This is a genomic window from Pedobacter sp. GR22-10, assembly GCF_026239715.1.
Lineage (GTDB): Bacteria > Bacteroidota > Bacteroidia > Sphingobacteriales > Sphingobacteriaceae > Pedobacter.
Genome location: NZ_JAPIVR010000002.1, coordinates 532,835 through 559,155, shown reverse-complemented (window position 1 = coordinate 559,155; position 26,321 = coordinate 532,835). Strand labels below are relative to the sequence as shown.

The window sequence follows — 26,321 nt, the reverse complement described above, 5'->3', positions numbered from 1 at the left end:
ATCTGTGAGCAATAAATTTCTAGGTGCCGGATGAATATTGTTTTAAGACTATATTTATCCGGCTACCAATTTATTCATGGAGCACCAAAATAGCCTTTACTGTTTTATTAATCACCTGATTCACGGTACTGCTGGTAAACAGGCGGTAAATAATGTTATGGTGATGTTTAACCAGGCACAGAATATCGGTATGGTTTTGTTCAATAAAATCCATGATCCCGTTCGGTGCGCTATTGTGTTTAATATAATTAAATTCGATTTGTGTACCGGGTAAAAGTTCCCTGATGCTTTTTTCACCAGTTTCAATATGCTGTTGGTCTGAGTTTTCTGCCACATATAATACCTGCATTTTTTGTGAGCCAGAAGCCTTCAGCATCTCTACCAATGCCAATACATCTTTTTGAGAAAGTTTGGTTTCATAATCTGTAGCCAGCGTAATAATCGGACTTGCAGGAAAATTACTCTCCAGCGGAACAATTAAAGTTGGAATCCGCATCTTGGTAACCACCATGCTCGCATTGCTACCCACAATGCCGCTTATTCCGGTTGCCCCGGTAATGCCCATAATCAACAGTTCAATTGGATGGGTCTTGGTATATTTGTTAATGACTGTCCTTAAGAAACCAACATCACAGACTGTGGAAATCTTGATGTTTTCCAACTTTTGCTCTTCACGAATGTGATTTGCCCATTGCTCAAGTGCCGTTTTTTTATTCTGATAATAAGATTCAATGAAAATGGCATTATAGGTGCTGTTGTTAATCCCTTCTGTAGGGTGAATGGCGTGAATTGCGGCTACTTCCATTTGCAAAACCTTTGCCATTGCCAATGCATAAGCAAATGCATTTGCAGCACTTTTTGAAAAATCTGTGGCAACCAGTATCTGTTTCATGTTGAGGTAATTTAAAGTTTGAGGCTATACGAATAAGTGGAACAGCATAAAAAGCAATATCGCCAGAATGATCGACACCGGCAAGGTCAGTACCCAGGCCAAACCAATGCTCTTTAATGTATTATTATTTAAGTTATCCTTACCGCCTGAAGCCACCATGGCACCGGCAATGCCGCTGGATAATACATGAGTGGTGCTTACCGGAAGGCCAAATGCAGTGCTTAAACCAATAGTGGAGGCGGCAACAATTTCAGATGTAGCACCTTGTGCATAGTTAAGGTGTTCATTGCCAATTTTCTCACCTATAGTCACTACAATCCGTTTCCAGCCAATCATGGTTCCGAGTCCTAAGGAAATGGAGATGGTTAAAATTACCCAAAGCGGCGCAAAGTCAACCAGTTTGGAAAGTTCGTGCTTTAATTCTGAGAGTTGTTGCTTGTCTGAAACGCTTATCTGTAAATGCTGATCGGCTTCCACCTTACCCATCATTGCAATGATGCCTTCAATCTGCTTCCTGAACTGATAGGTGTTTTCCTTATCAGTTTCATTTTTTTTAGCCAGGTGAATTTTGGTTTGACGGGTTCGCATGATAAATTCCGCCATATTGATTCCTTCGTTGTGGTTTAATACAGCGATCTTTTTCAGCAATACTTCACTGCCGTTGAGTTCGGTAAGTACTTTTTCTTTGGCAATATGATGGTTCACTGCAAATTTAGCAGGTAAAAAGGCAATGAGGATCAGCATTAAAAGGCCAACTCCTTTTTGGCCATCATTGCTGCCGTGAAAGAAACTCACTAGGGTGCAGGTCATAATCAGCAAACCCCTTATTAACAGCGGCGGTCTGTCATTTTCACCCTGAGGGATATGAAAGAGTGCATGGTACTTAATCACATGTTTAAGAAAATACATGAGCAATATGGCCAGACCAAAACCGATAACGGGTGATAAGATCAGTGATAAACCAATCTCCTCTGCTTTTCCCCAGTTTACGCCTGCTCCGCCATAATACCAGGTAAAACCTAATCCGGCACCAATCATGGCACCAATCATAGTATGCGAACTGGAACAGGGAATGCCCAGATACCAGGTACCTAAATTCCAGGCAATAGAGGCCAGGAGTACAGACAGCACCATACAGGCACCCACACCAATGGGCAAGTTCATGAGTGCATCAAGCGGAACGAGTTTGAGAATCCCCATGGCAACCGCAATCCCTCCGGTAAAAACGCCCATAAAATTCCAGAATCCAGACCATGGGATGGCAACAACCGGTTTTAATGCTTTGGTATAAATTACGGTAGCCACTGCATTGGCGGTATCGTGAAATCCGTTAACAAATTCAAAGGCCACAACCGCCAGCAGGCATAACAGGAATATCAATAAAAGGGGAGTGCTTAAATGGGTATCGCCCACAAAGGGAAGTATAACGCTTAAAGAAGACATAGAATAAAGTAAAGATTAAGGGTAGGCAACGCCATCAAAGTACCACAATAGAAGTGATGTGTATATATCTTCTATGTTAAATAATTGTCGTATTGCGCTATGTTTAGCGTTAAGCGGCTACCATGTAAGTAATTAGATATAAAGTGGTGCCATCCGCCGCCAGTAATGCGGGCGGTGCGCATCATTGTCCCAGGTATATAACTGATGGGTAATGTCCCTTTCCCAAAGCAGCTGGCTTAGCCTGTTATTGCTCTCATAAAAGGGATCGGTTTCTCCAACGGCCAGGATGATTTCCATAGATTTTAAACTGGCGATGAGATTGCTATCCTGAAGGTTTGACAGGTATTGCTCTGGCATATTAAAGTAAACAAGTTCATCACGAAAGCCACCCATCAGATCGATAAAAGGATTGAGTGCCTGGGTAAGATCATACCTGCCACTAATGCCAACGGTCTTTTTAAAAAGCTGCGGATATTTTAAGGAAAGGTTGATGGCATGATAGGCCCCCATGCTAAAGCCAACAGTTTCAATTCCGTTAGGGGTGCCCTTTTGGTACATTAATGGAATTACTTCATCCAGCAGGTATCTTTCATATTGCAGGTGCCTCGCCATACGTACCGATGGGAAAACCGACTGATTATAAAAACTTTCTGCATCTACACTATCCACACAAAAAAGCTGTAATTCACCTTTTTCAATCTTGCCGGATAAGGCGTGTACAATTCCCCAGTTTTCGTAATCGTAAAATCTGGCCATTCTGGTTGGGAACATTAATACTGCCCTTCCCGCATGCCCAAAAACCAAAAGTTCCATGTTGCGTTCCAGGTGTTTACTGTACCATTTATGATATTCCCTATGCATGTCTGATTGTTTGTGGAAATTACATCAGCGGTATTATTTCAACATTAACAAATGATCATATTATCCTAATTTTTCATGAATAATCATTTTCCACAAATCATATCCTTCTTTGCTTAAATGAAGTCCGTCATGATCATAATAACCCGGATTTGGATTTCCATCCTTATCCAGCATTCGTTTAAAAACATCTATGAATTGCCAGTTTCCATTCCTTTTAATTAGCTCACGCTCAATCAGGTTATTGGTATACTTAAACTGATCGGCCATATGCCACCTGGAAAGGCTTGGTTTTAGCGAGATGAAATAACAAGGGATAGCACCAAAGTTTTCATCGGCCTTTGCCATCAGCTGAAGAAAAAATAAGAATATCTCTTCGGGGTTTCGGCCATCACCCAGATCATTGTCGCCCGCATAAAAGATAAGCTCATCTGGCTGATAGCCAGTCATAATCCGATCAAAGAACCAGGCACATGCCGCTAGTGTTGAACCTCCAAACCCAAGATTGATAACTCTTTTTGCAGGAAAATCATCTTCGAGACGCTGCCAGAGACGAATGGATGAACTTCCATAAAATATGGTGGAATAATTTTTTCTTTTCTCCGGAGAAACCTGTTCTAAGCGCTTCACTTCATCTTCATACCAATACATGCCTGTGAATATAAAAGATATATCAGCGATTTTGTATGATCAGAATGTTAAATTTTAATCCATCAATAAAAATCAGGGAAATTACTTGTTACTGGATTAACATGAAATTCATATGCGGGTAGTTGATTTGCGGGATAACTATTCAAATTAAGAAATGAAGAAAGAATTAATTTTATTAGGGCTGATGGTATTTTTGGGGATGGTATCTTGTAAAAAGACTCCAGGCAACGATGAACCACATGTTATTACCTATCCTGATATGGCAGAAGTTGCTGATCCGGCCATCTTATTTACCACGGCAAGTGGTGTTAAGGTTTACAATGGTGGTTTTGGTTCGGCCGTTGCAGCAGATCCAAATGATGCAGCCGTATTTTATATGTTAACGGATAGAGGTGCAAATGTGGCCGGGCAGCTGGCCAATTCCATTATTATTGGAAAACCTGATTTCGACCCACAAATTGGAAAGTTTAGGTTGAAGGATGGAAAACTGATATTGGAGCAAACCATTGAGCTGAAAAATGCAGCGGGTGGAAAGTTAAACGGGATTCCAAATCCAGCAGGTATGGGCGCTTCAGGAGAGACAGCATATGATTTAAACGGGCAGGTGATTGCGCCGAGTGCCGATGGTATTGATTCAGAGGGATTGGTGAGGGCAGCAGATGGAACTTTTTGGATCAGCGATGAATACGGGCCACACCTGGCTCATTTTGATGCCAATGGAAAAACCATTGAACGCATTAATCCATTTGGTACCGGAACCGGAGGCCGAAAAATTCCGGCGGTTTTTACCAAAAGAAGGGCAAACCGTGGGATGGAAGGATTAGCCATTACACCTGATGGCAAAACGCTGGTGGGTATGATGCAGTCACCAATGTACAACCCTTCAAAAAATGCGGTAGCCAATTCAACAGTACTGCGGATATTAACCTTTGATATTGCAACTGGCGCAACCAAACAATACGCTTATTTAATGGGTAATACCACGCTTACCGGTGTGAGCGATATTGTAGCTGTAAATGCGACTACCTTTTTAACCATAGAAAGAGATGGCCTTTTTGGTGGTGATACCACTAATCCTGCCGCCTTTAAGAAGGTATTTAAGATTGATATCAGCAATGCTACAGATATTTCTGATCCAGCTGATGGCTCAACAGGAAAACTTTACGGTGGAAAAACAATAGAAGAACTAAATAATCAGGCAGGGCTTACTGCTGCGGGGATTACGCCAGTATCAAAAACGCTGGTCTTGGATCTGTTAAAAGATTTGCCATCGATTTACCCGCATGATAAGGCAGAAGGACTTGCGCTTTTGCCCGGAAACATCCTTGTGATTTCTAATGATGACGATTTTGGTGTGGTAGATAATGGAGCCAGCGGCTTTGCCCAAAAGATTTTACCCTTAACTAAAACCGTAGATCGGAACCGTTTATACTTTGTAAAGGTTAAACTTTAATCCGTGCTACTACCTGTATGTTATCGTATCAGGCTGATGTAAGTATTTTGCACAGGATGTAAATATTAAAGCGAGGAAATATTTTAAACTTGAGTTTGGTTAAATATAGCGTATTTTATTTTTAACCATCTCGCCCTTTGGGCACCCTCCGATGTATCGGAGGGTGGTAGAAGGGCAGGGTGTAAAACAGCAAATAATTAATTAACCAAGATTTTAAAATTTCCCCGCTTTATTGTATTGGCATTTTAATCTTGCCTGAAATGAATGTTAACTTTTACAAAGTATCTTCCACAACTGCAGCATGGGCTACAACGGTGACCCTTTTGCGTGAGGCAAAAATGGCTCCCATACTGGCACTAAAGGCACCTAAAATCATTCCGATGAAGGAGAAAATAGCGAATTTAGAAATTGCCGAGGCCATTTCATCACCAACTTTTCTGGCTTTCTGTTCTGCTTCTGCCTTCACTTCTTTTAATTTTACTTTAGCCGTATTTAAGGTGCTTACCCAGTTCTCTACAATCTGTTGAGATTCTACACGGCTTTTGCCGGTTCTTTTCTGAACAATATTAACCAGGGCTTCCTGATCTACCGCATTAAAGGTAGAGTCGCTCGCTGAAAACAATTTAGAAAAAAGTGCATCCAGTTTTTGCTGTGCATCCTGGGGATTTTCCAAAATATCTTTTCCTGTTGATTCACCTGCTCCGGTAGCCTCATTGGCTTTTTCTTTTAAGGCGCCTGGTTGTAATTCTTTTTTACCAGATTGTTTTAACAACAGCTCAGCCTCCTGTTTCATTTTACCAAAAGTGTTTTCATCTACGCCTAGCTGATCTTTAATCATATTTCCGGCTTCAGGAGCGGCAGCCTTAATGCCTTCTCCAGCCATAGAAAAGCCTTTTGTAATAACAGAACCAACGCCGCCTACCACTTTACCCACTGATGAAGTGATCAGGTATAGGTTTAAAAAGGTTAATAAACACCATGTCAATAAGCCATGTAGTACCAAATCTGTTTTTTGAACATGATTGGAAAACCAGCCTGCTACCCAGCCACCTGTAAATAAAGATATCAGCATGGTTACTATCCACCAGATTAATGCTCCGGTTCCAAGACCACTAAAGGGTTTTGCTTCTTCAAGGGGATCTATGCTGCCCATACCAATGCTTAATCCCAGTAAACTGAGTAAAAGTTGAATGGCGATGGCGATAAAAACACCTGAAATAATTGCGCTCCATGATAAGCGGCTGATAAATCCAATAGCAGATTTATCCCTTACTGTGTGAATTGTTTGTGACATTTTTGTTTTTTTAGGTTGATAAAATTGATTTTTAATAAGCCGTACTATTTTTATTACCTACAAAAACAATGTTTCAAAACTGATGCTTTTGAATGATGAATCCATGCATTCATCCCTGTTTGATTTTGTAATTTTTATTTTCATACTGATTATTTTTGTTTCGATAGAGAACGGGAACGTCAATAAAATGTTTGTTTTTTGTATCGTAAATGTTACAACCTTTGGTTTTGTCTTTTTAAAAAACCAGTTTCTGAAAATTAACGTATGCATAAAGCTTTAAAAGATGGGTTTTATGGTGTAAGCTGTTGGTATGTAAGTGTATATATTTATTATTGTTGATGTTCTTAGGGTTGTAAACGGAAGTTTTAGCAGGTTTTAGATCTCAGGTATATTGAAATCCAGACCATTTTTTAGCGCAAAAATCCCTGGCGTATGGTAAATTTTTATTGAGCAGCTGAAATAAAAATGATGTTTTCTTTTAATGATAACATGATCAAATTATATAGCTACGAGGGAAAAGCCAAATAATTTTGGAGAAGCAGGAGATGGTTTGCAATTTAATTGGCAGGCTGAGATACAAAGCATCATCAGGATTTATAATTTTTGATGTAATGCTGGCACATATGTTTAATCAGCAGGATAGAAACTTGTTTTTTAATACATTGCGACCCGGTTTTAATACCTGTTTTTTTGAATTGCCCAAACCAAATAATGTAAAACACCTGAATGTACTTTTACCAGGCTGCAGGCACATGTTGTAAAATTATCTCCTGATTGAGTAGATGCAAAAAGATATCATAAGGTTAACATATTGATAAAAATGATAAAGAAATTTAGCGTACTTATTCTCTTTTTTGTGGGCGTGATCGCTTTGAGATCCATTGCTCAAAATCCAGTTATTCAAACCCGGTTCACCGCTGATCCGGCGCCGCTGGTTTATAAAGATACCGTATATTTATACACCACTCACGATGAGAATACTGCAGGTCCGGGCATGGGGAAATTCCTGATGAAAGAATGGTTGCTTTATACCTCAACTGACATGGTGAACTGGACAGATCATGGTGTGGTGGCATCATTAAAAGATTTTATATGGGGAAGGCAGGATAACGGTGCATGGGCACACCAGTGCATTGAACGAAACGGAAAGTTTTACCTCTATTGTGCTGTACAGGGAAGCGGAATTGGTGTACTGGTAGCAGACAGTCCTTACGGGCCATTTAAAGATCCTATTGGTAAAAGCCTGGTGGATACTGACCACAAATGGAATGATATAGATCCTTCAGTATTTATTGATGATAACGGACAAGCTTATTTGTATTGGGGCAATCCAAGCCTTTGGTATGTTAAGCTGAATGAAGATATGATTTCACATGCTGGCGAGGTCACGAAAATACCAAATGTAGGTAAAGAGAAGGGACAGACTACGGAAGATACCTATCACTATCAGGAAGGACCCTGGGCATACAAGCGCAATGGTTATTATTATATGGCTTATGCCTCTACCTGTTGTCCGGAGGGGATTGGGTATGCCATGAGCAATAGTGCCACCGGGCCCTGGGAATATAAGGGCTATATTATGAAGCCAAACGCAAAATCATCCGGTAACCATCCCGGAATTATTGATTATAAGGGGAAGTCGTATGTATTTGGTTTTAATTACAGGTTGAATTTTATGCTTACGGAGCAACACCATGAACGGCGTTCGGTTTGTGTGGAAGAATTTAAATATAACCCGGATGGTACCATTCCGGAGCTGTCCTGGTGGTCTGAAACCGGGGTTGAGCAGATCGGAAATCTTAATCCTTTTAAACGTACAGCAGCTGAAACGATCAATTGGGCAGAAGGTATGACTACGGCAAAAGATATTAAAACCGGCCAATTTTTTGTGTGTAATAAAAATACCGGAGCATATATCAAGGTACGGGGTGTTGATTTTGGAAAAGGCGCTAGAAAAATTGAAGCCTGTGTGGCCGCTATAACTGCCGGAAGTCTTGAAATTAGAATTGACGACAAGGCAGGCACTTTATTGGGTACGCTGAATGTTAAATCTCCAAAATGGGAAACTGTTTCCAGCAGTATCAAAACCATCAAAGGCAAGCACGATCTTTATCTGGTTTTTAAAGGAGGTCGCTTCAACCTGGATTGGTGGAAGATGAAAGCAAATTAAAAAATATATCTTCTAAATGTTGCGTTTTATTAATGTATTTCTGATTTACCAGCATGTTGCCTGGGTAAATCTGCTGAATAGATTTCAATAACATGATCCTCAATGTCTTTTCCTACTATTATAATGTGTTAACATTTACCTGTTTAATTTTTTAGGGGGCTGATTGATTAAAATGATTTGGTAATACGTTTTACTAGCATATTTTTATTATGTTAGTAGAACGAAATATTGCTATGCGTGCTAGAAAAGCCTTCTTGATAAATCCTGTTATATCGAATGGAATCCCTTTAAAGTGGGAGCCATGAAGCTTTTCGTCGCATTTATAGTACAATTTAAAATCGTGGAACAGCTATGGCGATCAACTTTTCTGAGAATGGATCAAATCAAAGATGTGGTATGTATTGGTTCTGATCTGGATCGTGATTTTGGAAGAAAGCAATTTCCGTAGAATCTGGAAATCATTGCCGATTATAAAAAGTTCCTGAATAAAAGAGATGATTAATGATACTGATGCCCGGAACCTGATGCATGGCAACTGGTTGCATTTCCTGAAGAAAGTATGGGCATAATTTAATGGATATGAAGATAGATACACGATGGACCCGGAGCCTTATCCTGGGTTTTGTCATGATGAATAGTACTGCTTTTGCGCAAAACGCAGCAAAGCTTCCCTTGTATAAAAATGCAAAAGTACCTGTAGAACGCAGGATTAATGATTTACTTTCCAGGATGACTGTTGAAGAAAAAGTCGGGCAGATTTCCATGCCACTGGGCTGGCCCATGTACATCAAAAAAGGCAATGAGGTGGAAGTAAGTGAAGCCTTCAAAAAATCATTGAAAGAAGAATATACAGGTATGCTTTGGGCAACCCTTCGCGCTGATCCCTGGACAAAAAAGACATTAGTCAATGGTTTAAATCCTGAGCTGGCTGCCAAAGCCACCAATGCCATTCAAAAATATGCAATAGAAAATACCCGGTTAGGTATTCCGGTTTTGCTTTCCGAAGAAGCACCGCATGGCCATATGGCGATTGGTACAACGGTTTTTCCAACATCAATCGGGCAGGGCAGTACCTTTGATCCGGAACTGATTCAGAAAATGGCTGCTGCAATTGCCGAAGAAACCCGCTTACAGGGTGGCCATGTGGGATATGGTCCGGTATTGGATTTAGCCCGTGAACCGCGGTGGTCAAGAGTGGAAGAAACTTATGGCGAAGATCAGGTACTTAATAGCCGGATGGGTGAGGCCATGGTGAAAGGTTTCCAGGGAAACAATATCAGCAGTGGTGTAAATGTTGTCGCTACTTTAAAACATTTTGCTGCTTATGGTGCACCCGAAGGTGGCCATAACGGGAGCAGCATTAATGTGGGCTTGCGCAGTTTACATCAGTTTTATTTGCCACCTTTTAAAGCAGCTGTAAAAGCAGGTGCGTTGTCTGTAATGACGGCCTACAATTCTATTGACGGCATTCCGTGTTCTTCCAATGAAATGCTGCTGAAGGATATATTAAGAAAAGACTGGGGCTTTAAAGGATTTGTGGTTTCTGATTTAAACAGCATTTCCGGATTAAAAGCCAATCACCACATTGCTGAAAATGCGGCTGAAGCCGCTGAAATGTCTATTAATGCTGGCCTGGATGCCGATTTGAGTGGCTTTGGCTATGGTAAAGCTTTGCTGGCCGCTATTAAATCCGGAAAAGTTACTTCCGAGGTTTTAGATACTGCCGTAAGCCGGGTATTGCGTATCAAATTTAATATGGGACTTTTTGAAAACCCTTATGTTAAACCTGAGCGGGCAAAACAGCAGGTAAGAAGTACAGAAAAGGTAGCTTTGGCCAGGCAGGTTGCGCGTGAATCCATCATTCTGTTAAAAAATCAGGATAAGCTGCTTCCACTAAGTAAATCACTTCAAAGCATTGCTGTAATTGGCCCGAATGCTGATCAGCTTTATAACCAGATTGGTGATTATTCTGCGCCACAAAGCGAAGGCAATGTAGTGACGGTTTTGCAGGGAATCAAAAATAAACTGGGCAACAATACTAAAATTACTGCTGTGAAAGGTTGCGCCATCCGTGATACTTCTTCCAGCAATATTGAAGAAGCGGTAAGTGCTGCAAAAAAAGCTGATGCGGTGATCATTGTTTTGGGTGGATCCAGTGCCAGGGACTTTAAAACGGAATACATTGAAACCGGAGCCGCAAAAATCCAGGCAGGCGGCAATCAGCTTAGCGACATGGAAAGTGGAGAAGGTTACGACAGGGCTACTTTAGATTTACTCGGCGACCAGCTTAAGCTATTAAAAGCTGTCGTTAACACGGGCAAACCAGTGGTGCTGGTGCTGATTAAAGGCCGGCCTTTAAATTTAAACTGGGCTGCCGAGCACGTTCCTGCTATTCTGGATGCCTGGTATCCTGGTCAGGAAGGGGGGAATGCCATTGCTGATGTGCTTTTTGGTGATTATAATCCTGCCGGACGTTTGCCAATTTCTGTTCCTAAATCTGTCGGACAGTTACCTGTTTACTACAATGCCCGCTACCCGGAGAAACACGATTATATTGAAATGGATGCAAAACCCTTGTACAGTTTCGGTTATGGCTTAAGTTATACCACTTTCGATTATCAAAACCTTAAAGTTAAATATGAGCACGGATCGGCTACAGTCAATTTTGATTTAAAAAATACCGGAAGTGTAGATGGGGAAGAGGTGGTTCAACTGTATTTGAAAATGAAAACGGCTTCTGTCGTGTTACCAGCTAAACAGTTAAAGCAGTTTAAAAGAATTGCCTTAAAAGCTGGCGAACAAAAGCATTTAACTTTTGTATTGAATAAGGATAACCTGGAAATTTATAATGCCCAAATGAAATGGGCGGTTGATGCTGGAGAATACTCGGTAATGGTTTCCTCCTCTTCAGATCAGGTGAGGTTGGAAGGAAAGTTTAAAATAGAAAAGTAGTTTTTCGAAGTTTTTGGCGTTTTGCCATTCCCCTCCACCGGGGGGCTGCAAGACGGGACGGTTAATCAATCGTTACTATTTACTTCTTCATTTCATGGCTGATCGGTGAGGCACCAACTTGTAGAAAAAATGCAATTTTATAAAGCAAACTTCACATTAATCAATGCGCTGATTCCACTCAGATGGGTGCTCGGTGTTTTGGGGAGGTTGGCTATTTTAGTGGCTTGGCATTCAAGTAAAAGCATAATGGATTTTGATAAATTGTAGTTTACGCCCAATCCGACATTACCATACAGGTATAATTTGGAATCATTAGAATAATTAACGGTGTTGCTTGTCGCATCAATATCAGCTTGTGGGTGGCGAACCAAAGACGGACCTAAGCCTGCTACAATAAAAGGTACCCAATTACCCAGGCCCCTGTGATAACCAAAGCCCAGACCCAGGTTGATGCTATTGGAATTGGCATCTATCATAGAATTTATTCCATTTGATGCCGTGTTACTTTTGTAGCCCACACTGGTTTCACCCAATTGTACCCGCCCGAAAAATTGTTTCTTGTAATTGAACTGGACGGTGGTTTGAGAAGTAGTACCCAGGAGCATGGGTTCACCGGCAACCTGATCAAATGGGGCAAACAAACCAATTGCCCCGCCAAAATCTATCCGCCATTTGCGTTCTTTTGCCGGATCTGAAACCTGCGCTTTTACCGTATAATAAATGCCCGAAAAAACCAGAGCGATAAGTGTTACTTTTTTAAAAATGCTGAAATTCATCGTGTTTTATATTACTGCTGTATGTCAAAGATGTGACACAATAGGTGATGTGTTTTGATGATAGTTACTGAAGTGACAAAATCCGGCACCCACCTTACAGAACGAATAGTCTGAGCACACTGTTGAAAATTCTACATAATAGATTGCTTTCCCAAAAGTTCGGGACAGGCTTTTGTACCTCCTCCTATGACGATACTGCTTAAGGGACCGTCCTCCTGAACTTGATTCAGGAGGTTATCAAGAAAGGTGCTGAGCTAAATTTACTTCGTAGCTTTCCGCTGCGCTACAGGTCAGCATGACTTTTGGGTGGAGAAGTTCCCTTGAAAATCCGTCATTGCGAAGCAAATTCTTCATTTGCTGAAGCAATCTCCTTTATAGATTTCACAAGGTAGATTGCTTCGTGCCTCGCAACGATATATGTAAGGCTAAAGCTTATTTGAGGGGAACTGGTTCAGCCATTTTTTTAACTGGGAAGATTTTTCCCTGCTAAGGGTAATTGCTTCGCCCTCAGCTGGCGATAACTCAATCTTGAGCTGACTGTTAAAGAAAAGGTGTATTTTGTGTATCGATTTTAATGAGACGATATATTGTCTGCTTGCCCTGAAAAATACATCGGGATCAAGCTCCTTTTCCAGGTTTTCTAACGTTTGCTCGATCACATAGCGCTTATTGTCGAAAGTATGCAGAAAAGTAGTTTTATTTTCAGATGAAAAATAGGCAATTTCACTGGTCATCACCAGTACATAGGTATCCCGATAAAAAACCAGAAACCTGTTGCGGTAAGATATTTCTCTGGTTTGCAGCTCCCTTAAGGTTTGCAACAATAAATCATTGGTATGCCGGTCTTTTGGTGCCGCCTTTTTTAAACTTTTAGCAAGTTTATCTGCATCAAGAGGTTTTAACAGGTAATCAATTCCATTTACCTCGAATGCTTTTAAGGCATATTCATCATAAGCGGTAATGAAAACCACTGGTGCGGTAATTTCAACATGATTAAATATTTCAAAGCTTAACCCATCTGTAAGCCTGATATCCATAAAAATAAGGTCTGGTTGTGCGTGGCCCTGAAACCAAATGATACTGTCCTGAACAGTTTGTAAGCGATCTACCACCATCATGCTGCTATCCAGCTGACGGAGCATTTTTTCGAGCCTCAACACATTTGGCAACTCATCTTCAATGATCAAAACACTTGGCATACAATGGTGATTAGGGTTATAACGTAATCAATGGTATAGAAACGGTGAAGGTTTCCTGGGTTTCGGTCACCAATAGTTGTTCTTGTTCCATCAGGCGGTATCGCTCATTAATATTCTTTAAACCGATCTCGCTGCTGTAGGTATTCTTATTTTTGAGCATTTTATTGTTTTCGACGATGATATGGCGATCTGCAGTGAAATAGATGTTTATTTTTAAGGGTAACCTGGTACTAAAAACGTTGTGTTTAATGGCATTTTCTATCAGCAACTGGAGTGTAAGAGGGGGTAAACCAAGTGTATCAATATCTTCGTGTCCGGCGATTTCAACAATGATCCCATCACCATAACGGATTTGATAAAGATACAGGTAGGCCGCTATAAATTCCAGTTCTTCTCTTAAGGAAATAAGGTCTTTTAACCTGTTTGCCAGCATATACCGGTAGATGGAAGAAAGATTGGCCAGATAAGCTGTTGCGGTTTGTGGTTCATCCTCAATAAGTGCAGTAACAATACTCAGGTTATTAAAAAGAAAATGAGGATCAAGCTGAAGCTTTAGTGCTTCTAGCTGTGCCTGTGTGGTATGTTGCTGTAGCTCAAGTGATTTTAAACTGGCATCATTCCATCGATGAAAAAAATAGGCTGCGGCAAATACAACAGTGGTAAGCAGAGAAAAAATGGTACCTACGATGAGTGCCTGCCTGAACATCAGTTCATCATAAATAAAGCGAACCGGTAGCCTGATGATAAAAAACAAATTCAAAATGAGGTAGATCACACCGATGTGCAGCAGGAACTGGATCAGAAACCTCATGGCAATATGCCCTTCCCAGCTATAAAATCGATTGATAAAACTGGTAAGCTGAATCCCGGTTTCAAATAATGCAGCAGCATAAGCTATGGCCAGTACAAGCTCCAGTACAAAATCCATACTGAAGAAATATTGCAGACCGGAGTGATCTGGTTCATATGGATTAATTAAAAAAATGACCAGATACAACAGCATCCCGAATCCTGGGTAACCATAGCGCCGGAATATGTTATAATTCTGTTTGTACATCTTTTACAGTAAAGTTAAATCTCTTTTATCAGAAAATGAGTCAATTCTCAAATTTGTTCTTTCCGGATATGTTTTCCAGCTCAGCAATGGCTATGGCCTGTTGCAGTTTTGCCGTGTACAGGTCAGCCTCTGCTTGTGCAAGCTTCACTTTTGTTTCCAATAGCGCAGTCTTGATTTCAAATCCGGCAGTTAAACGGTCCTGCTGTTCTTTTAATTCATCCTGACGAAAGGATACCGCTTTGCCTGCTGCGGTAATTAAGGCATTGCATTGCACCACTTTCCTGGATAACCGGTTAACCGTTAAACCGATTTGCTGCTGGGTGTAGGCCACATTTTCTTCCGCTTGTTTTAACTGTGCCTGCCGCTGATTTTTTAATTCATGGTTTGCAAAAAGATCCTGAAGATTCCATTTCAGGCTGATGCCAACATATGGACTGCTTACCGGTAGTATTGGGCTTCCTTGTTGCCTGTAATATCCAGCCACAATGCCGAAATCAGGCAGGTTGCCCTGTTTAATTGCTTTTATCCCTAATATGGCCTTTTCCTTATTCAATCTGGCTATTTCCAAATCGGGATTAAGCATGGCATTGCTGCGGTAATCACTGATTACTATATCTTTTTCATTCCATACTGGTTCCTGTAGGTTTAGTTTTTTCAGATCAATGCCTGTCAGACTACTCATCTCAGCAAGATAGTCCTGAAGCTGCAGGTCGGTTTTCACCAAAGCCTGTTCCTCATTGGCGATATCAGCCCGAAGCCCGGCCAGGCTGGCAGCGGTAACGGTACCTGCCATGCGGGATGTTTCGCCGTCAGTAAGTTTTGCTTTTGCCAGTTCAATGCGGAGCTTTCCTGATTCGGATGTTTTACGCAAAATTAAGGCACTATAAAAAAGTTGTTCTACCTGTAGTGTCAGTTGCAGCGCCGTTTGTACACTTTCCTGCCTGCCAATCTGAATGTCAGTCTGATCAATGGCCATTGCGGTAGCCAGTTTGGCTTGTTGCGTGATGGGTTGATAAAGGTTAAAGCCCACATTATAATTGCCTTTTTCGCCGATTTTAAACCTTGTATCCTGTGCAGGTAAAAGTTGTGCCGCACCGTTTCCGGTATTAATCATACCTATCGTGCCGGCCGGAATAGAAATGTCTGGCAACTTGAAATTATATTGATAGCTTCCATCTATTGTAAGGGAAGGATATCTTTTAATTCCATCTTCATGCAGTTTGCTGGTTTTTTCTAAAATCTGGTATTGCCTGATGTTAAGCTGATGGCTGTTTTTTTTTGCCGCATGGATCAGCTGATCAACTGAATATGCCGTTTGTGCCTTGCTATAGTAACAGATGAAGCACAATAGTATCACCCGCCAACTGTTTTTGATTTTATTAATCATGTTGAATTGTATTTTGATGTTGACTACGGATTTCTTGTTTGTCGCCAAGGTTTATCCAGCCGATGTACATCACTGGTACGGTAAGTAAGGCCATCATCATGCTCCAGATGACGCCGAAAGCAAGTACACTCGCAAGGGGTGCCCACATGGGCGAACCTGATATGATCATCGGCAGTACACCGACCGCTGCCGCCATGGCCGTGAGGAAAATCGGGCGTAGTCTCCTTTTGGCAGACTCAATCGCCGCGGTTCGGATATCCATACCATGCTGAATCAGGATATTGGTATAATCAACCAGAATGATGGCATTGCGAACCACAATCCCTGAAAGGGCAATTAAGCCGATAAATGCGGTAAAACTGAAATTATTTCCCGTAATGGCCAGCCCCAGTATGGCACCGAAAAGACTTAACGGGATGGTTGCCATAATGATCAGCACCTCTTTAAAATTTTTAAACTGGAACATCAGGATGAAAAAAATGAGTACCAGACTGGTTCCAAGCGCAGTGTACATATCTGCTTCCACTTCTTCCTTTCCACCTTCTTCACCGCCGTATTCAATATGGTATCCTGCCGGAAGCTTTAGTGTGTTTATTGCCGGTTTGATCTGTTCAAGCAGTTCGGCTGGCAGTATATGTGCCTCCGTTTCGCTTTGAACCGTAAGCGTACGGATGCCATTTCGGTGCATGATGTTTCCGCTTTGCCACTGTGGTGTTAAGGTTGCAATTTGCCTGAGTGGTATTTGTGCATTATTTAGAGGGGAAGAGAGGTAGGTGTTTTCCAGGTCATCTGTATTTCTTCGCACCCGCTGATCTAACCGCAACCGGATATCCACCGGGTTGTTTCCTTCATAAATGGTAGAGATGGGGGCACCGCTAAAACCTGTAAAAACTGCACTGGCGATATCACCTGTGGTAAAGCCGAGTTGTCCGGCATCCTCATGAGGTGTAATCTGTATGCCATAATAGTCTGATGCAAAATCATTACGCACCAGCCTGCTGCCCTTGGCCTTTTTGATGATATTTGCCACCTGTGTACCGTATTCCTTTAAGGTATTGATGTCGTCTCCAATAATCCTTACTTCTACAGGTGCTTTTAGGTCGTTACCCTGCTGCATCTGTTTCACGTAAAAAGTTCCGTCAGGTATAAGGGCTTTCACTTTTGTGGTAAGTTCTTCAGCCATTTGTTCCGTGGTTTCATTATTGGTTGTGGTAATCAATATTAACCCGTAATTGCTTGTCGGAACTTCAGGAGCAAAGTTGTAATAAAACCTGGGTGCCGATGTTCCGGAAAATGCCGCATAGGAAATAACGCGTTTATCTTTTTTAATCAGGTTTGCTGCCTGATTTATTGCCGCATGTGTTTTCTCAAGTTTAGTACCCGTAGGCATCCAGAGTTCTACTATAAACTGGTTGCGTTCTGCAGGCGGAAAGAATAACTCACGCACACCAAGCTTCATTACGATTCCGGTGAGCAGTACAAAAATAATACTGGTTAATATGGTCAGTTTGGGATGTTTGATACACCAATCAAGCGCTTTATTATAGGTATTTTGCATCCTCATGAGCACCGAAACCTTTATTTTCTGGTCGTCTTGCTGTTCATCAGGCACAGAAGAATGGTTTAATCCTTTCTTAATAAAGGTATAACACAGCAAAGGAGTGAGGAACAGTGCTACAAAATAGGAGGCAATTAGTGCCACAGCCACTGTAATGGGGAGGGTAAAAATAAATTCTCCGGTAGAACCCTTAATCAGCACCATGGGTAAAAAGGAAGCGATGATGGTGATAGTGGCTGCCAGAACCGGGATCAGCAAATCGTGTGCGCTGCGCCAGGCTGCTGTCCAGCGGTCAATACCTTCATCTAAAAGTTCAACATAATTGTCTGCGATCACAATTGCATCATCTACCACCATGCCCAGAACCAGTATCAATCCGGCAAGTGATACCTGGTGCAGTTCAATTCCCAATGCATTCAGAATGGCGAATGTCAGCGCCACCGTCATTGGAATAGCCAAAGCAGCAACGGATGCAATCCGGAAAGGTAACAGCAGAATAACCACCACAATTACCGAAAGTATGGCCAGAAAAAACTCTTTTATAAAATGGGAGATATGATCGTCTACCAAAGCAGGTTGAGAGATTAATGTGGTCACCTTTATATTGCTTGGTATACGTTGCTTCGCCAAGGCAATCATACTGTCTGCTAATTTTCCGAAGGCGACGATATTGTTACCCTCATGCATTTGAATGGATAACAGTATGGCTTTATTTCCATTTACACTGATGATACTTTCAGGCTCGGCATCTGTTCTTTTCAAACTTGCAATGTCGCCCAGTTTTACCGGGATACCGGCAGGAGAAAGCCCTAAAACCTGGTTGGCCAGGTCTGTTTCCGTATGGAAATAGCCATTGGTATAAAGCGGAGTCTTGCTGGCTAAAGTTTTTATTTCTCCGGTGGCCGCAATGGTATTCTGTGATCGTAATACCTGTTCTACCTGCCTGAAGTTGAGACCATACTGCGCCAGTTTACCGGAGGTGGAAGAAACCACTATTTCCTCTTTCTGATCTCCAATGCGCTTCACTTTTGAAGTTTGCTTTAGTGTACGAATCAGGTCTTCTACCTTTTGGGCATATCCACTTAATTCTTTATAAGTTGCCTGGTTGCTTTCCAAAGCAATCACCACTGCTTCCGTATCGCCAAAATCAGAATCAACGATCGGGCCCTGAATACCTTGCGGCAGTTCTGAAGCTTTGATCACCAGCAACTGGTGGCGGAGTTTGCTCCAAAAAATGTCAGGCTGTTTTACTGATTCCGTAAGTTCAACATTAATCACGACCATGCCATCTTTAGAGGTGGAATATGTTTTTGTTTTATCTACTTCATCATATTGGAAAAGTTGCTGTTCCAGTTTCTTGGTTAGTTGCTCCTCCACCTGTGCAGATGAAGCTCCGGGAAATCCGGCCAGAACAAGTCCCTGCCGGATGGTAATTTTTGGATCTTCCCGGCGGGGCATATTAACCAACGAGTTGATGCCTACAGCAAATAGCGCAAGCAAAACCGCCAGCGTGAGGTGCTTATATTTAAGTGCAGCTTCTATAAAATTCATATGATTACTGATCTGTTTTAATAGGGGAACCATCATTTAAAGCAGTTTGCCCTGAAATCACTATGGTTTCACCTGCTGATAAACCGGAAAGGATTTCTACGCGATTTGCAGACATTTTTCCGAGGCTTATTTTTCGTTTAAAGGCCCGGTGGCTTTTGAGGTCTGCCACATACACATAGCTTTGATTGCTTGGTTCATTTACAATACATTCCGGAACGATGTTAATGCCGTTTTTAAAATGTCCGGAAGAGATTCTGGTTTGGGCAATCATGCCAGGCCTGATGGCGAGATCTTGATTATTGATTTCAATTTTCAAAGTAAAAGCCCTTGTAGTCGCATCAGCCAGTGCACCAACTTCTACTATTGTTCCTTTAAAGTGCCTGCTCAATGCTTCAATCTCTACATCTGCCGACTGGCCTTTTTTCAAGCCTTTCAATTCTCCTTCAGGCACTGAGGCAGATACCTTTACTTTTTTAATGTCTGCCAATACAAACAATGGTGTACCGGCAGTGATAATTTCCCCTGCTTCTGCATCCTTGCGCAGTAAAATGCCGGAAATCGATGCATAAAGCCGGGTATCCTGAAGGTTCTTAACCGCTATTTTTTGCTGTGTGCCGGCTTTTTGCAAAGCAAAGTGTCCTTTGGTAAAGTCAAGTTCACTGGTGCTGGATTTAGCATGCATGATTTTTAAACGGTTAAACTGATCCTGAGCTTCACTTAATTCCACATCAGCCATTTGCTTGTTCAGTATATAGTTGGTTGATTCGAGGCTGGCGATCAAACTTCCCTTTGAAACGGCTTGCCCGGGTAAAAAGTTGATCTGATTGATTTTACCTGGTACCATGAATCCGAGTTTAACGGTAGCGTTTCCTTCAATATTTCCGCTAAGTACAAGATTCTGCTCTGTTTTAGTGTTTACCAGTTTTTCGGTTTTAACCCTGGTCGCTTGTTCGGATAAGTGCTTAGATTTTTCCTCCTGATTACCACATGCCACCAGAAGAAGGGAGATCATAGAAATGGTCAGCACATTTCTTCCAGCCTTTTTTATGTTGCTAATAAGTTTCATTTTGCCTGTATTTATCACAAAGATGATAGACAGCCATTTGATTTAGGCGCTATACTGACTGAACTGACAAAAATGATAACTGAAGTTGCACGATCTGTGCCTTACCTGTTTATATCGCTTTGCTTAGCCAGGCATTGATGAAATCTGCCTGCCATTTTAACAATGGTTTTTTACATTTCTGAAATGCCTTTTAGCACTTCAGGTTGTATAAATGCAATTCAATTCCATATGAAGAAAAATTAATGCTTGATAAATAATATTAAGTAACTGAATTTCAGTTGTTTGTTGTGTTTGGTAAAAAACATTGATGAACAATTTAACCTGGTAATCTGTTCATCATGCCGTATGAGCGAACTACAAACCACTGCCCCGGTAGATAAAAAGATTATCTGGCCGCTACAATCCCTCAATTTTTTTATGGCAGACCTACAAGCAGGTGTAGGGCCGTTCCTGGGTATCTTTCTCCTGGCGCATGGCTGGAAAAGCGGACTCATTGGTTCTGTGATGACTATTGGCGGGGTGGCGGGCATGATTATGACGATACCTGCAGGTGCCTTAATTGATGCCACTAAAAGAAAACGGTTTTACGTTGTGCTCTCTGCAGTTTTCACCATCCTGGCTTCCTGCATCGTATTATTTACGCAAGAATTCTGGTTGGTGAGTATCTCACAGGTGGCTACGGCTATTGCAGGTTCTGTTATTGCTCCGGCTATTATTGCCATTACCCTGGGGATTGCGAAGCAAAAAGGATTTAACAGGCAGAATGGACATAACCAGGCTTTTAACCATGCGGGTAATGTAGTGGGTTCTGCACTTTCCGGCTATCTGGGTTATAAATTCGGTATGCCTGCCATTTTTTTACTGGCAGCACTTTTTGGTATACTATCAGTAATAGCAGTGCTAATGATTCCGGCAAAGGCCATTGACGACAATGCCGCGAGGGGGATGAAAGAGGGGAATTCAGATGAGCAGGCTAGTGGATTTAAGGTGCTCTTTAAATGCAAGCCTTTATTAATTCTTGCCGCTGCCCTGGCTTTATTTCATTTGGGCAATGGTGCCATGTTACCGCTCTATGGGCTTGCCGCCGCTTCAAAAGATCAGGAAAATGCTTCTATGTTTGTGGCGATGACCATTATCATTGCGCAACTTGTCATGATTGGAACCTCATTAATCGCCATGCGAATGGCTGAAAAAAGTGGTTTTTGGCTGGTGTTGTTAATTTCCTTTATTTCTCTGCCTATACGTGGTTTTATTGCGGCTTATCTCCATAGCCACATCGGTATTTACCCGGTACAGGTATTGGATGGAATTGGTGCGGGTTTACAAAGTGTAGCTGTTCCAGGTTTGGTGGCACATATACTAAATGGCACAGGGCGCGTGAATATTGGTCAGGGCGCAGTGATGACTGTTCAGGGGCTGGGTGCTTCTTTAAGTCCGGCCATTGGGGGTTGGATAGCAGAGGGAATGGGGTATAATCCGGCATTTATAATTCTGGGTAGCTTCGCTGCGGGTTCGATCCTGCTATGGTTAATTTTTGCCAGGACAATTAAATCGGTTAATTAAGAGTGAATTCACCAGTAATATTACAACTTCATATTTACCTCATACAAAAACATTATTTTTGAACACGCTGGTGTTTAGTCCGTATGCCAAACCCGGTTAACTATAGCAGTATCACATGATTTATCTTTCAACCTGGATCATTTCATTTCTGGCCATTGCAGGTGTAATTATCCGGCCTTTTAAAGTTACCGAAGCTGTATATGCTGTAACCGGTGCAATTTTATTATTGCTTCTTCGTCAGATCAATTACCATGAGGCAGTAGCCGGTATGGCTAAAGGGATAGACGTTTACCTGTTTCTAACGGGAATGATGCTCCTGGCAGAAACCGCACGTGCAGAAAAACTGTTTGAGTGGCTTGCCGCACATGCCACACTGATGGCTAAGGGTTCTCCGTCACGGTTGTTTTTGCTGATTTACCTGGTGGGCATTGCTGTTACCACTTTCCTGTCTAACGATGCCACAGCTGTAGTATTAACACCTGCAGTAGCCGCCGCGGTAAGTGCGGCCAGGGTAGAAAAACCACTTCCATATCTATTTATCTGTGCATTTATTGCCAATGCCGCCTCTTTTGTGTTGCCCATCTCCAATCCGGCTAACCTGGTGATTTATGGTAGCCATATGCCCCCGCTGTATCAATGGCTCTCTACTTATCTCATTCCATCTGTTTGTGCGATTACGGTTACTTACCTGGTGTTGTATTTTACCCAGCGCCGTGCTTTCAGTCATCAAATCAGAACCGATATCCAATTGCCTGAATTATCCAGAGGTGGCCGTACCGCACTTTTTGGAATTGGCATCACCGCCATTGTATTATTGTTAGCTTCAGGATTGAACATGGACCTGGGTTTACCCACGGCGGTAACCGGAATCATGACCACATTAGTGGTGATGATCAATATTAAAAAAAGTCCGTTAGCTGTTATAAAAGGTGTTTCATGGTCGGTACTTCCACTGGTGGCCGGCTTATTTGTCATTGTAGAGGCCTTGAATAAAACAGGAATCATCCATAGTCTCACGGAACTCCTTAACAGCAGTATCGCTGAATCGGCAGCAGGAGCAGTGTGGTTGAGTGGAATATTTACGGCATTTGCCTGTAACCTGATGAATAACCTCCCTGCGGGATTGATTGCAGGTGATGTAATGAACCACGGACATGCTCCTGAAATGGTTAAAAGTGCCGTGCTGATTGGGATTGATCTGGGACCTAATTTATCCATTACCGGATCGTTAGCCACTATTTTATGGCTGGTGGCACTGCGCCGGGAAGGGCTGGAAGTAAGCGCCTGGAAATTTTTAAAGCTTGGTGCCCTGGTCATGACTTTGGCATTGATCGCAACGTTAGCTTCCTTATGGATTTAAGAGCTGCAGGATGTCTTTCTAAAAAATAACCTTATTTACTTGATGCCTCAAAATTTTGATGCTCAGTGGTATAGAGCGAAAAAGCAAAGAAAAAGATCTAAAGCAGTTTTATTGCGGTAGGCAGCAAAAACCAAACAGGCATTTAACTGTTATCAGCATGCTCAAAGATGAAGAAAAATTAATTTCATGTTCATTCCAGGCATATTTGTCAATTATACTTTTGGAGTATAAATTATTAAAGACATGAAAAAAAACAATAGCAGAATCTGGTTAACAGCCGTGTTGTTAGCCGGAACATTTGCCCTACAGGCACAGGAACTTCCAAAACCACCTCAACCTCCGGTGGGCTCGCCCAATCCAATGGCCAATGGCCTGCCTCGTCCGCCAATAGGTGCACCGGCTGAACCCCCAAGACCATTGGAAGACATGCCGCTTATTACACTTACCACCATTAAAGGTACTGTTGTTAATCGGGTAGCCAATGAGGAATTTGAATACAATGGCCTTGTGGTCAAAACCAGCAATGGAAATGTTAATGTAATGTTTCCCCCACATTTGGGAGAAAAAATAATCTCAGCTGCAAAAAAAGGTGCCAGTGTAACCATAACCGGTAATGAAGATACTAATCCGGAAGGGCTTAAGATATTTCGTTTAAATAGCATAGAAGTGAATGGCAAACTGATTAGTGATACACCTCCGGTTGCACCATTGCTCAACGAAAGTCAGGATGAAAGAAGTTTTAATGCCAGTATTAAGCAGCTAAACTATGGATTGGAAAAAAACGTGAATGGATTTACCCTAACTTCAGGAGAAAGGGTAAGTATTGCGCCACATATTGCACAGCAGCTTTCCGGTCAGTTAAAATCAGGTGAGAAAGTCGTGGTAACCGGTTTTGTAGAACCTAAGCGCCCGGGCGTATTGTACAGCCAAAAAACAACGCTGGTGAGGGCCAGGACATTAAATATTAATGGACAAACCTTCCTGGTGAGATAATGAGATGATGCCACATTTAATAATTATTTGTGGCATCTGTTTTTAAATAAAGATTTACAATGAAGATATTGCTGATAGAAGATGAAATTAAGCTTGCAGGCTATATCAAAATGGCACTTGAGCAGGCCGGTTATGTAGTTGATCATGAACCGGATGGCACAATCGGCCTTCAAACTGCCATGGTGAATCAATATGACCTGATCCTGCTGGACCTCATGCTTCCTTCACAGAATGGCTTTGATATCCTGTCTAACCTGCGCAGTTTTGATAATTATGTTCCCGTGATCATCATCAGTGCCCTGGGTACTACCGAGCAGGTGATTAAAGGGCTTGATGCCGGTGCAAATGATTACCTTAAAAAGCCTTTTGAAATGGAAGAATTACTGGCCAGGGTACGTGTATTGCAGCGTCAACATACGCCAAAGAGTTTATCAAAATTAAAAGTAGAAGATCTGGAAATTGATTTGCTGAGCAGAGTGGTTAAACGCGGTGAAAAAACGATTGCTTTAAGCAACCGTGAATTTCTATTGCTCGAAATGCTGATGGTCAATCCGGACAAAATTATAACCAAAGCACAGATCTTGGATAAGGTCTGGAATATGAGCTTTGATCCCGGCAGTAACGTGATTGAAGTTCACCTGTATCAGGTAAGAAAAAAAATTAATGAGGGCTTTGAACATCAGCATATTCAAACGGTAATTAACAGGGGATATATCCTAAAAACTTCAAAATCAGCAGAATGAAGCGCTATTTTTACCGTGGACTCCGCTTCAGGATGACCCTGCTGTTCAGCATTGTTTTTATTGTGATCAATCTGGTATTCAGCAGGTTTATTTTTCAGTATTTTAAAAATGGTTATGTAGAAAATTACAATAAATACCTTTATACCCGTGCACAGACCATACTGGACAAAACTGAAATTAACCCTGATGTCATTGCGCTGCCTGATTCAGGCGAATCTATCCGGATTTTTTACCACAATAATGCGCATCAGCCAGTTCTCGTATTCCAGTCTCCCGGAATCATTTCCCGCTTGCGGGTACCTGGTCAGGCTGTTTTGATTGATAGTCTTGGTCAATATGGGGTTTACCTGAAAAAGGAAAATTACGATGGGCGGCCCGTTGAACTTTTGCTCACCGTTTCAGATTATTCTTTAAAGCATAAAATCAATCAGTTTACTTTATTAATGATTGCACTCACCGGAATCAGTTTACTGGCCAGTGCGGTTTCTGCCTATTTTGCTTCAGGATGGTTAATCAGGCCCATCCGGTCCATTGCCATGCAGGCATCAGAAATCAATACCGAACGTTTGGGGCAGCGCATCCGCATTACAGAAACCCACGATGAACTGGAACAACTGGCCAAAACCATTAATGAAATGATCGGGCGGATAGAGCATGAACAACAAACCCGGAATAACTTCTTTGCTGCCGCCTCACATGAACTGCGTACACCGCTGGCCAACCTTCGTGCACAAACCGAACTTGAACTGGGAACCAGAAAGTTAAAAACCGATTTGGACCTGTTGGGTAGTCAGCTTTCAGAGATCAGCCGTTTGCAGTCAATAGTGGAGCAGTTCCTGCTGATCAGCGAGTTCAGCCAGAACGGCTTGTTGCTGAGAAAAAGTAAAACCGACATCTCCGATCAGCTCTTCAGGGTTTTTGCCCGGAACAACCATCAGGCCCGGATGCGCAATATACAATATGATATACGGTTCAGCGAGGACATCAAATCTTTCGAGATCAGTGCAGATGCTGAAAAAATAGAAATGGTGTGGCAAAACCTGTTGCAAAATGCCCTGAAATATATGTCACCGGGTGCACTGTTGTGTTCAATAGCGCAGGACAATCAAAATTTAATGGTGAGTTTTCAAAACAAGACGGTTCAGGAAAAGGTAAATGTATCGGCATTAGGTACGCCATTTACCAAGGGCAGAACCATCACCTCAGGTTCAGGTTTGGGGCTTTGGCTTTGTAAAGAAATTGTGGAAGCCCATGGTGGAATACTTAAACTGGAAAGTGGTGATTATATTTTTAAGGCTACAGTATGGCTGAAATTAGATCTGGAAGTGTAGGAAAGATATGATAAAAACGATGTC

At 41.9% G+C, this 26,321-nt stretch carries 20 protein-coding genes; 9 read left to right on the top strand and 11 right to left on the bottom strand.

The genetic code is table 11. The features are described 5' to 3' along the window. Positions 1-70: 70 nt before the first annotated feature. The 4 genes from OQX64_RS09765 to OQX64_RS09750 form a co-directional block, all read right to left on the bottom strand. Positions 71-892: a universal stress protein gene (locus tag OQX64_RS09765; protein WP_088302092.1), complete on the bottom strand. Its 822-nt coding sequence runs from the start codon at positions 890-892 to the stop codon at positions 71-73. Between the two features lie 24 nt (positions 893-916). After that, positions 917-2,335, bottom strand: a complete 1,419-nt coding sequence (locus OQX64_RS09760; RefSeq protein WP_265818630.1) for an inorganic phosphate transporter — start codon at positions 2,333-2,335, stop codon at positions 917-919. A 132-nt stretch (positions 2,336-2,467) separates the two neighbouring features. Next, a complete protein-coding gene (locus OQX64_RS09755) occupies positions 2,468-3,196 on the bottom strand; it encodes an esterase family protein (protein ID WP_265818629.1) in 729 nt (242 codons plus the stop codon). Between the two features lie 60 nt (positions 3,197-3,256). Further along, positions 3,257-3,844, bottom strand: coding sequence for a GDSL-type esterase/lipase family protein (locus OQX64_RS09750; protein ID WP_265818628.1), 588 nt, complete (start codon positions 3,842-3,844; stop codon positions 3,257-3,259). A gap of 154 nt (positions 3,845-3,998) precedes the next feature. On the opposite strand from OQX64_RS09750, the gene OQX64_RS09745 reads away from it, so the two are divergent. Next, the gene (locus OQX64_RS09745) at positions 3,999-5,297 is read left to right on the top strand and encodes an esterase-like activity of phytase family protein (RefSeq protein WP_265818627.1); all 1,299 of its coding nucleotides are present in this window, start codon (positions 3,999-4,001) and stop codon (positions 5,295-5,297) included. Positions 5,298-5,571: 274 nt separating this feature from the next. Here OQX64_RS09745 and OQX64_RS09740 read toward each other — a convergent pair whose 3' ends face one another. Beyond that, positions 5,572-6,591: a hypothetical protein gene (locus OQX64_RS09740; protein ID WP_265818626.1), complete on the bottom strand. Its 1,020-nt coding sequence runs from the start codon at positions 6,589-6,591 to the stop codon at positions 5,572-5,574. Positions 6,592-7,411: 820 nt separating this feature from the next. On the opposite strand from OQX64_RS09740, the gene OQX64_RS09735 reads away from it, so the two are divergent. From OQX64_RS09735 to OQX64_RS09725, 3 genes are all read left to right on the top strand, one after another. After that, positions 7,412-8,761, top strand: coding sequence for a glycoside hydrolase family 43 protein (locus OQX64_RS09735; protein ID WP_265818625.1), 1,350 nt, complete (start codon positions 7,412-7,414; stop codon positions 8,759-8,761). A gap of 301 nt (positions 8,762-9,062) precedes the next feature. Further along, the gene (locus tag OQX64_RS09730) at positions 9,063-9,209 is read left to right on the top strand and encodes a hypothetical protein (protein WP_265818624.1); all 147 of its coding nucleotides are present in this window, start codon (positions 9,063-9,065) and stop codon (positions 9,207-9,209) included. Between the two features lie 131 nt (positions 9,210-9,340). Further along, complete coding sequence (locus tag OQX64_RS09725; RefSeq protein ID WP_265818623.1) at positions 9,341-11,713, top strand: glycoside hydrolase family 3 N-terminal domain-containing protein; 2,373 nt, start codon at positions 9,341-9,343, stop codon at positions 11,711-11,713. Between the two features lie 137 nt (positions 11,714-11,850). Here the strand turns inward: OQX64_RS09725 and OQX64_RS09720 are convergent, their stop codons facing one another. The 6 genes from OQX64_RS09720 to OQX64_RS09695 form a co-directional block, all read right to left on the bottom strand. Continuing rightward, entirely contained in the window at positions 11,851-12,489 is a 639-nt protein-coding gene (locus OQX64_RS09720) for an outer membrane beta-barrel protein (protein ID WP_265818622.1), read from the bottom strand. A 425-nt stretch (positions 12,490-12,914) separates the two neighbouring features. Further along, the gene (locus OQX64_RS09715; protein WP_088302102.1) at positions 12,915-13,688 is read right to left on the bottom strand and encodes a LytR/AlgR family response regulator transcription factor; all 774 of its coding nucleotides are present in this window, start codon (positions 13,686-13,688) and stop codon (positions 12,915-12,917) included. Between the two features lie 16 nt (positions 13,689-13,704). After that, positions 13,705-14,745, bottom strand: a complete 1,041-nt coding sequence (locus OQX64_RS09710; RefSeq protein WP_265818621.1) for a sensor histidine kinase — start codon at positions 14,743-14,745, stop codon at positions 13,705-13,707. A 40-nt stretch (positions 14,746-14,785) separates the two neighbouring features. Beyond that, positions 14,786-16,132, bottom strand: a complete 1,347-nt coding sequence (locus OQX64_RS09705; RefSeq protein ID WP_265818620.1) for a TolC family protein — start codon at positions 16,130-16,132, stop codon at positions 14,786-14,788. Then, a complete protein-coding gene (locus OQX64_RS09700; protein ID WP_265818619.1) occupies positions 16,125-19,241 on the bottom strand; it encodes an efflux RND transporter permease subunit in 3,117 nt (1,038 codons plus the stop codon). Before OQX64_RS09700 ends, OQX64_RS09705 begins: the two co-directional genes overlap by 8 nt. Before the next feature lie 4 nt (positions 19,242-19,245). After that, the gene (locus tag OQX64_RS09695; protein ID WP_265818618.1) at positions 19,246-20,307 is read right to left on the bottom strand and encodes an efflux RND transporter periplasmic adaptor subunit; all 1,062 of its coding nucleotides are present in this window, start codon (positions 20,305-20,307) and stop codon (positions 19,246-19,248) included. Between the two features lie 345 nt (positions 20,308-20,652). Between OQX64_RS09695 and OQX64_RS09690 the strand changes: the two genes are divergently transcribed. From OQX64_RS09690 to OQX64_RS09670, 5 genes are all read left to right on the top strand, one after another. Continuing rightward, positions 20,653-21,870: an MFS transporter gene (locus tag OQX64_RS09690; protein ID WP_265818617.1), complete on the top strand. Its 1,218-nt coding sequence runs from the start codon at positions 20,653-20,655 to the stop codon at positions 21,868-21,870. A gap of 115 nt (positions 21,871-21,985) precedes the next feature. Then, positions 21,986-23,230, top strand: coding sequence for an arsenic transporter (locus tag OQX64_RS09685; protein WP_088302106.1), 1,245 nt, complete (start codon positions 21,986-21,988; stop codon positions 23,228-23,230). A 243-nt stretch (positions 23,231-23,473) separates the two neighbouring features. Further along, a complete protein-coding gene (locus OQX64_RS09680; protein ID WP_265818616.1) occupies positions 23,474-24,223 on the top strand; it encodes a hypothetical protein in 750 nt (249 codons plus the stop codon). A 59-nt stretch (positions 24,224-24,282) separates the two neighbouring features. After that, on the top strand, positions 24,283-24,966 hold the full coding sequence (locus OQX64_RS09675; protein ID WP_265818615.1) for a response regulator transcription factor: 684 nt from the start codon (positions 24,283-24,285) through the stop codon (positions 24,964-24,966). Further along, complete coding sequence (locus OQX64_RS09670) at positions 24,963-26,297, top strand: HAMP domain-containing sensor histidine kinase (protein WP_265818614.1); 1,335 nt, start codon at positions 24,963-24,965, stop codon at positions 26,295-26,297. The genes OQX64_RS09675 and OQX64_RS09670 overlap by 4 nt, the downstream gene beginning before the upstream one ends. The last annotated feature ends 24 nt before the right edge of the window (positions 26,298-26,321 follow it).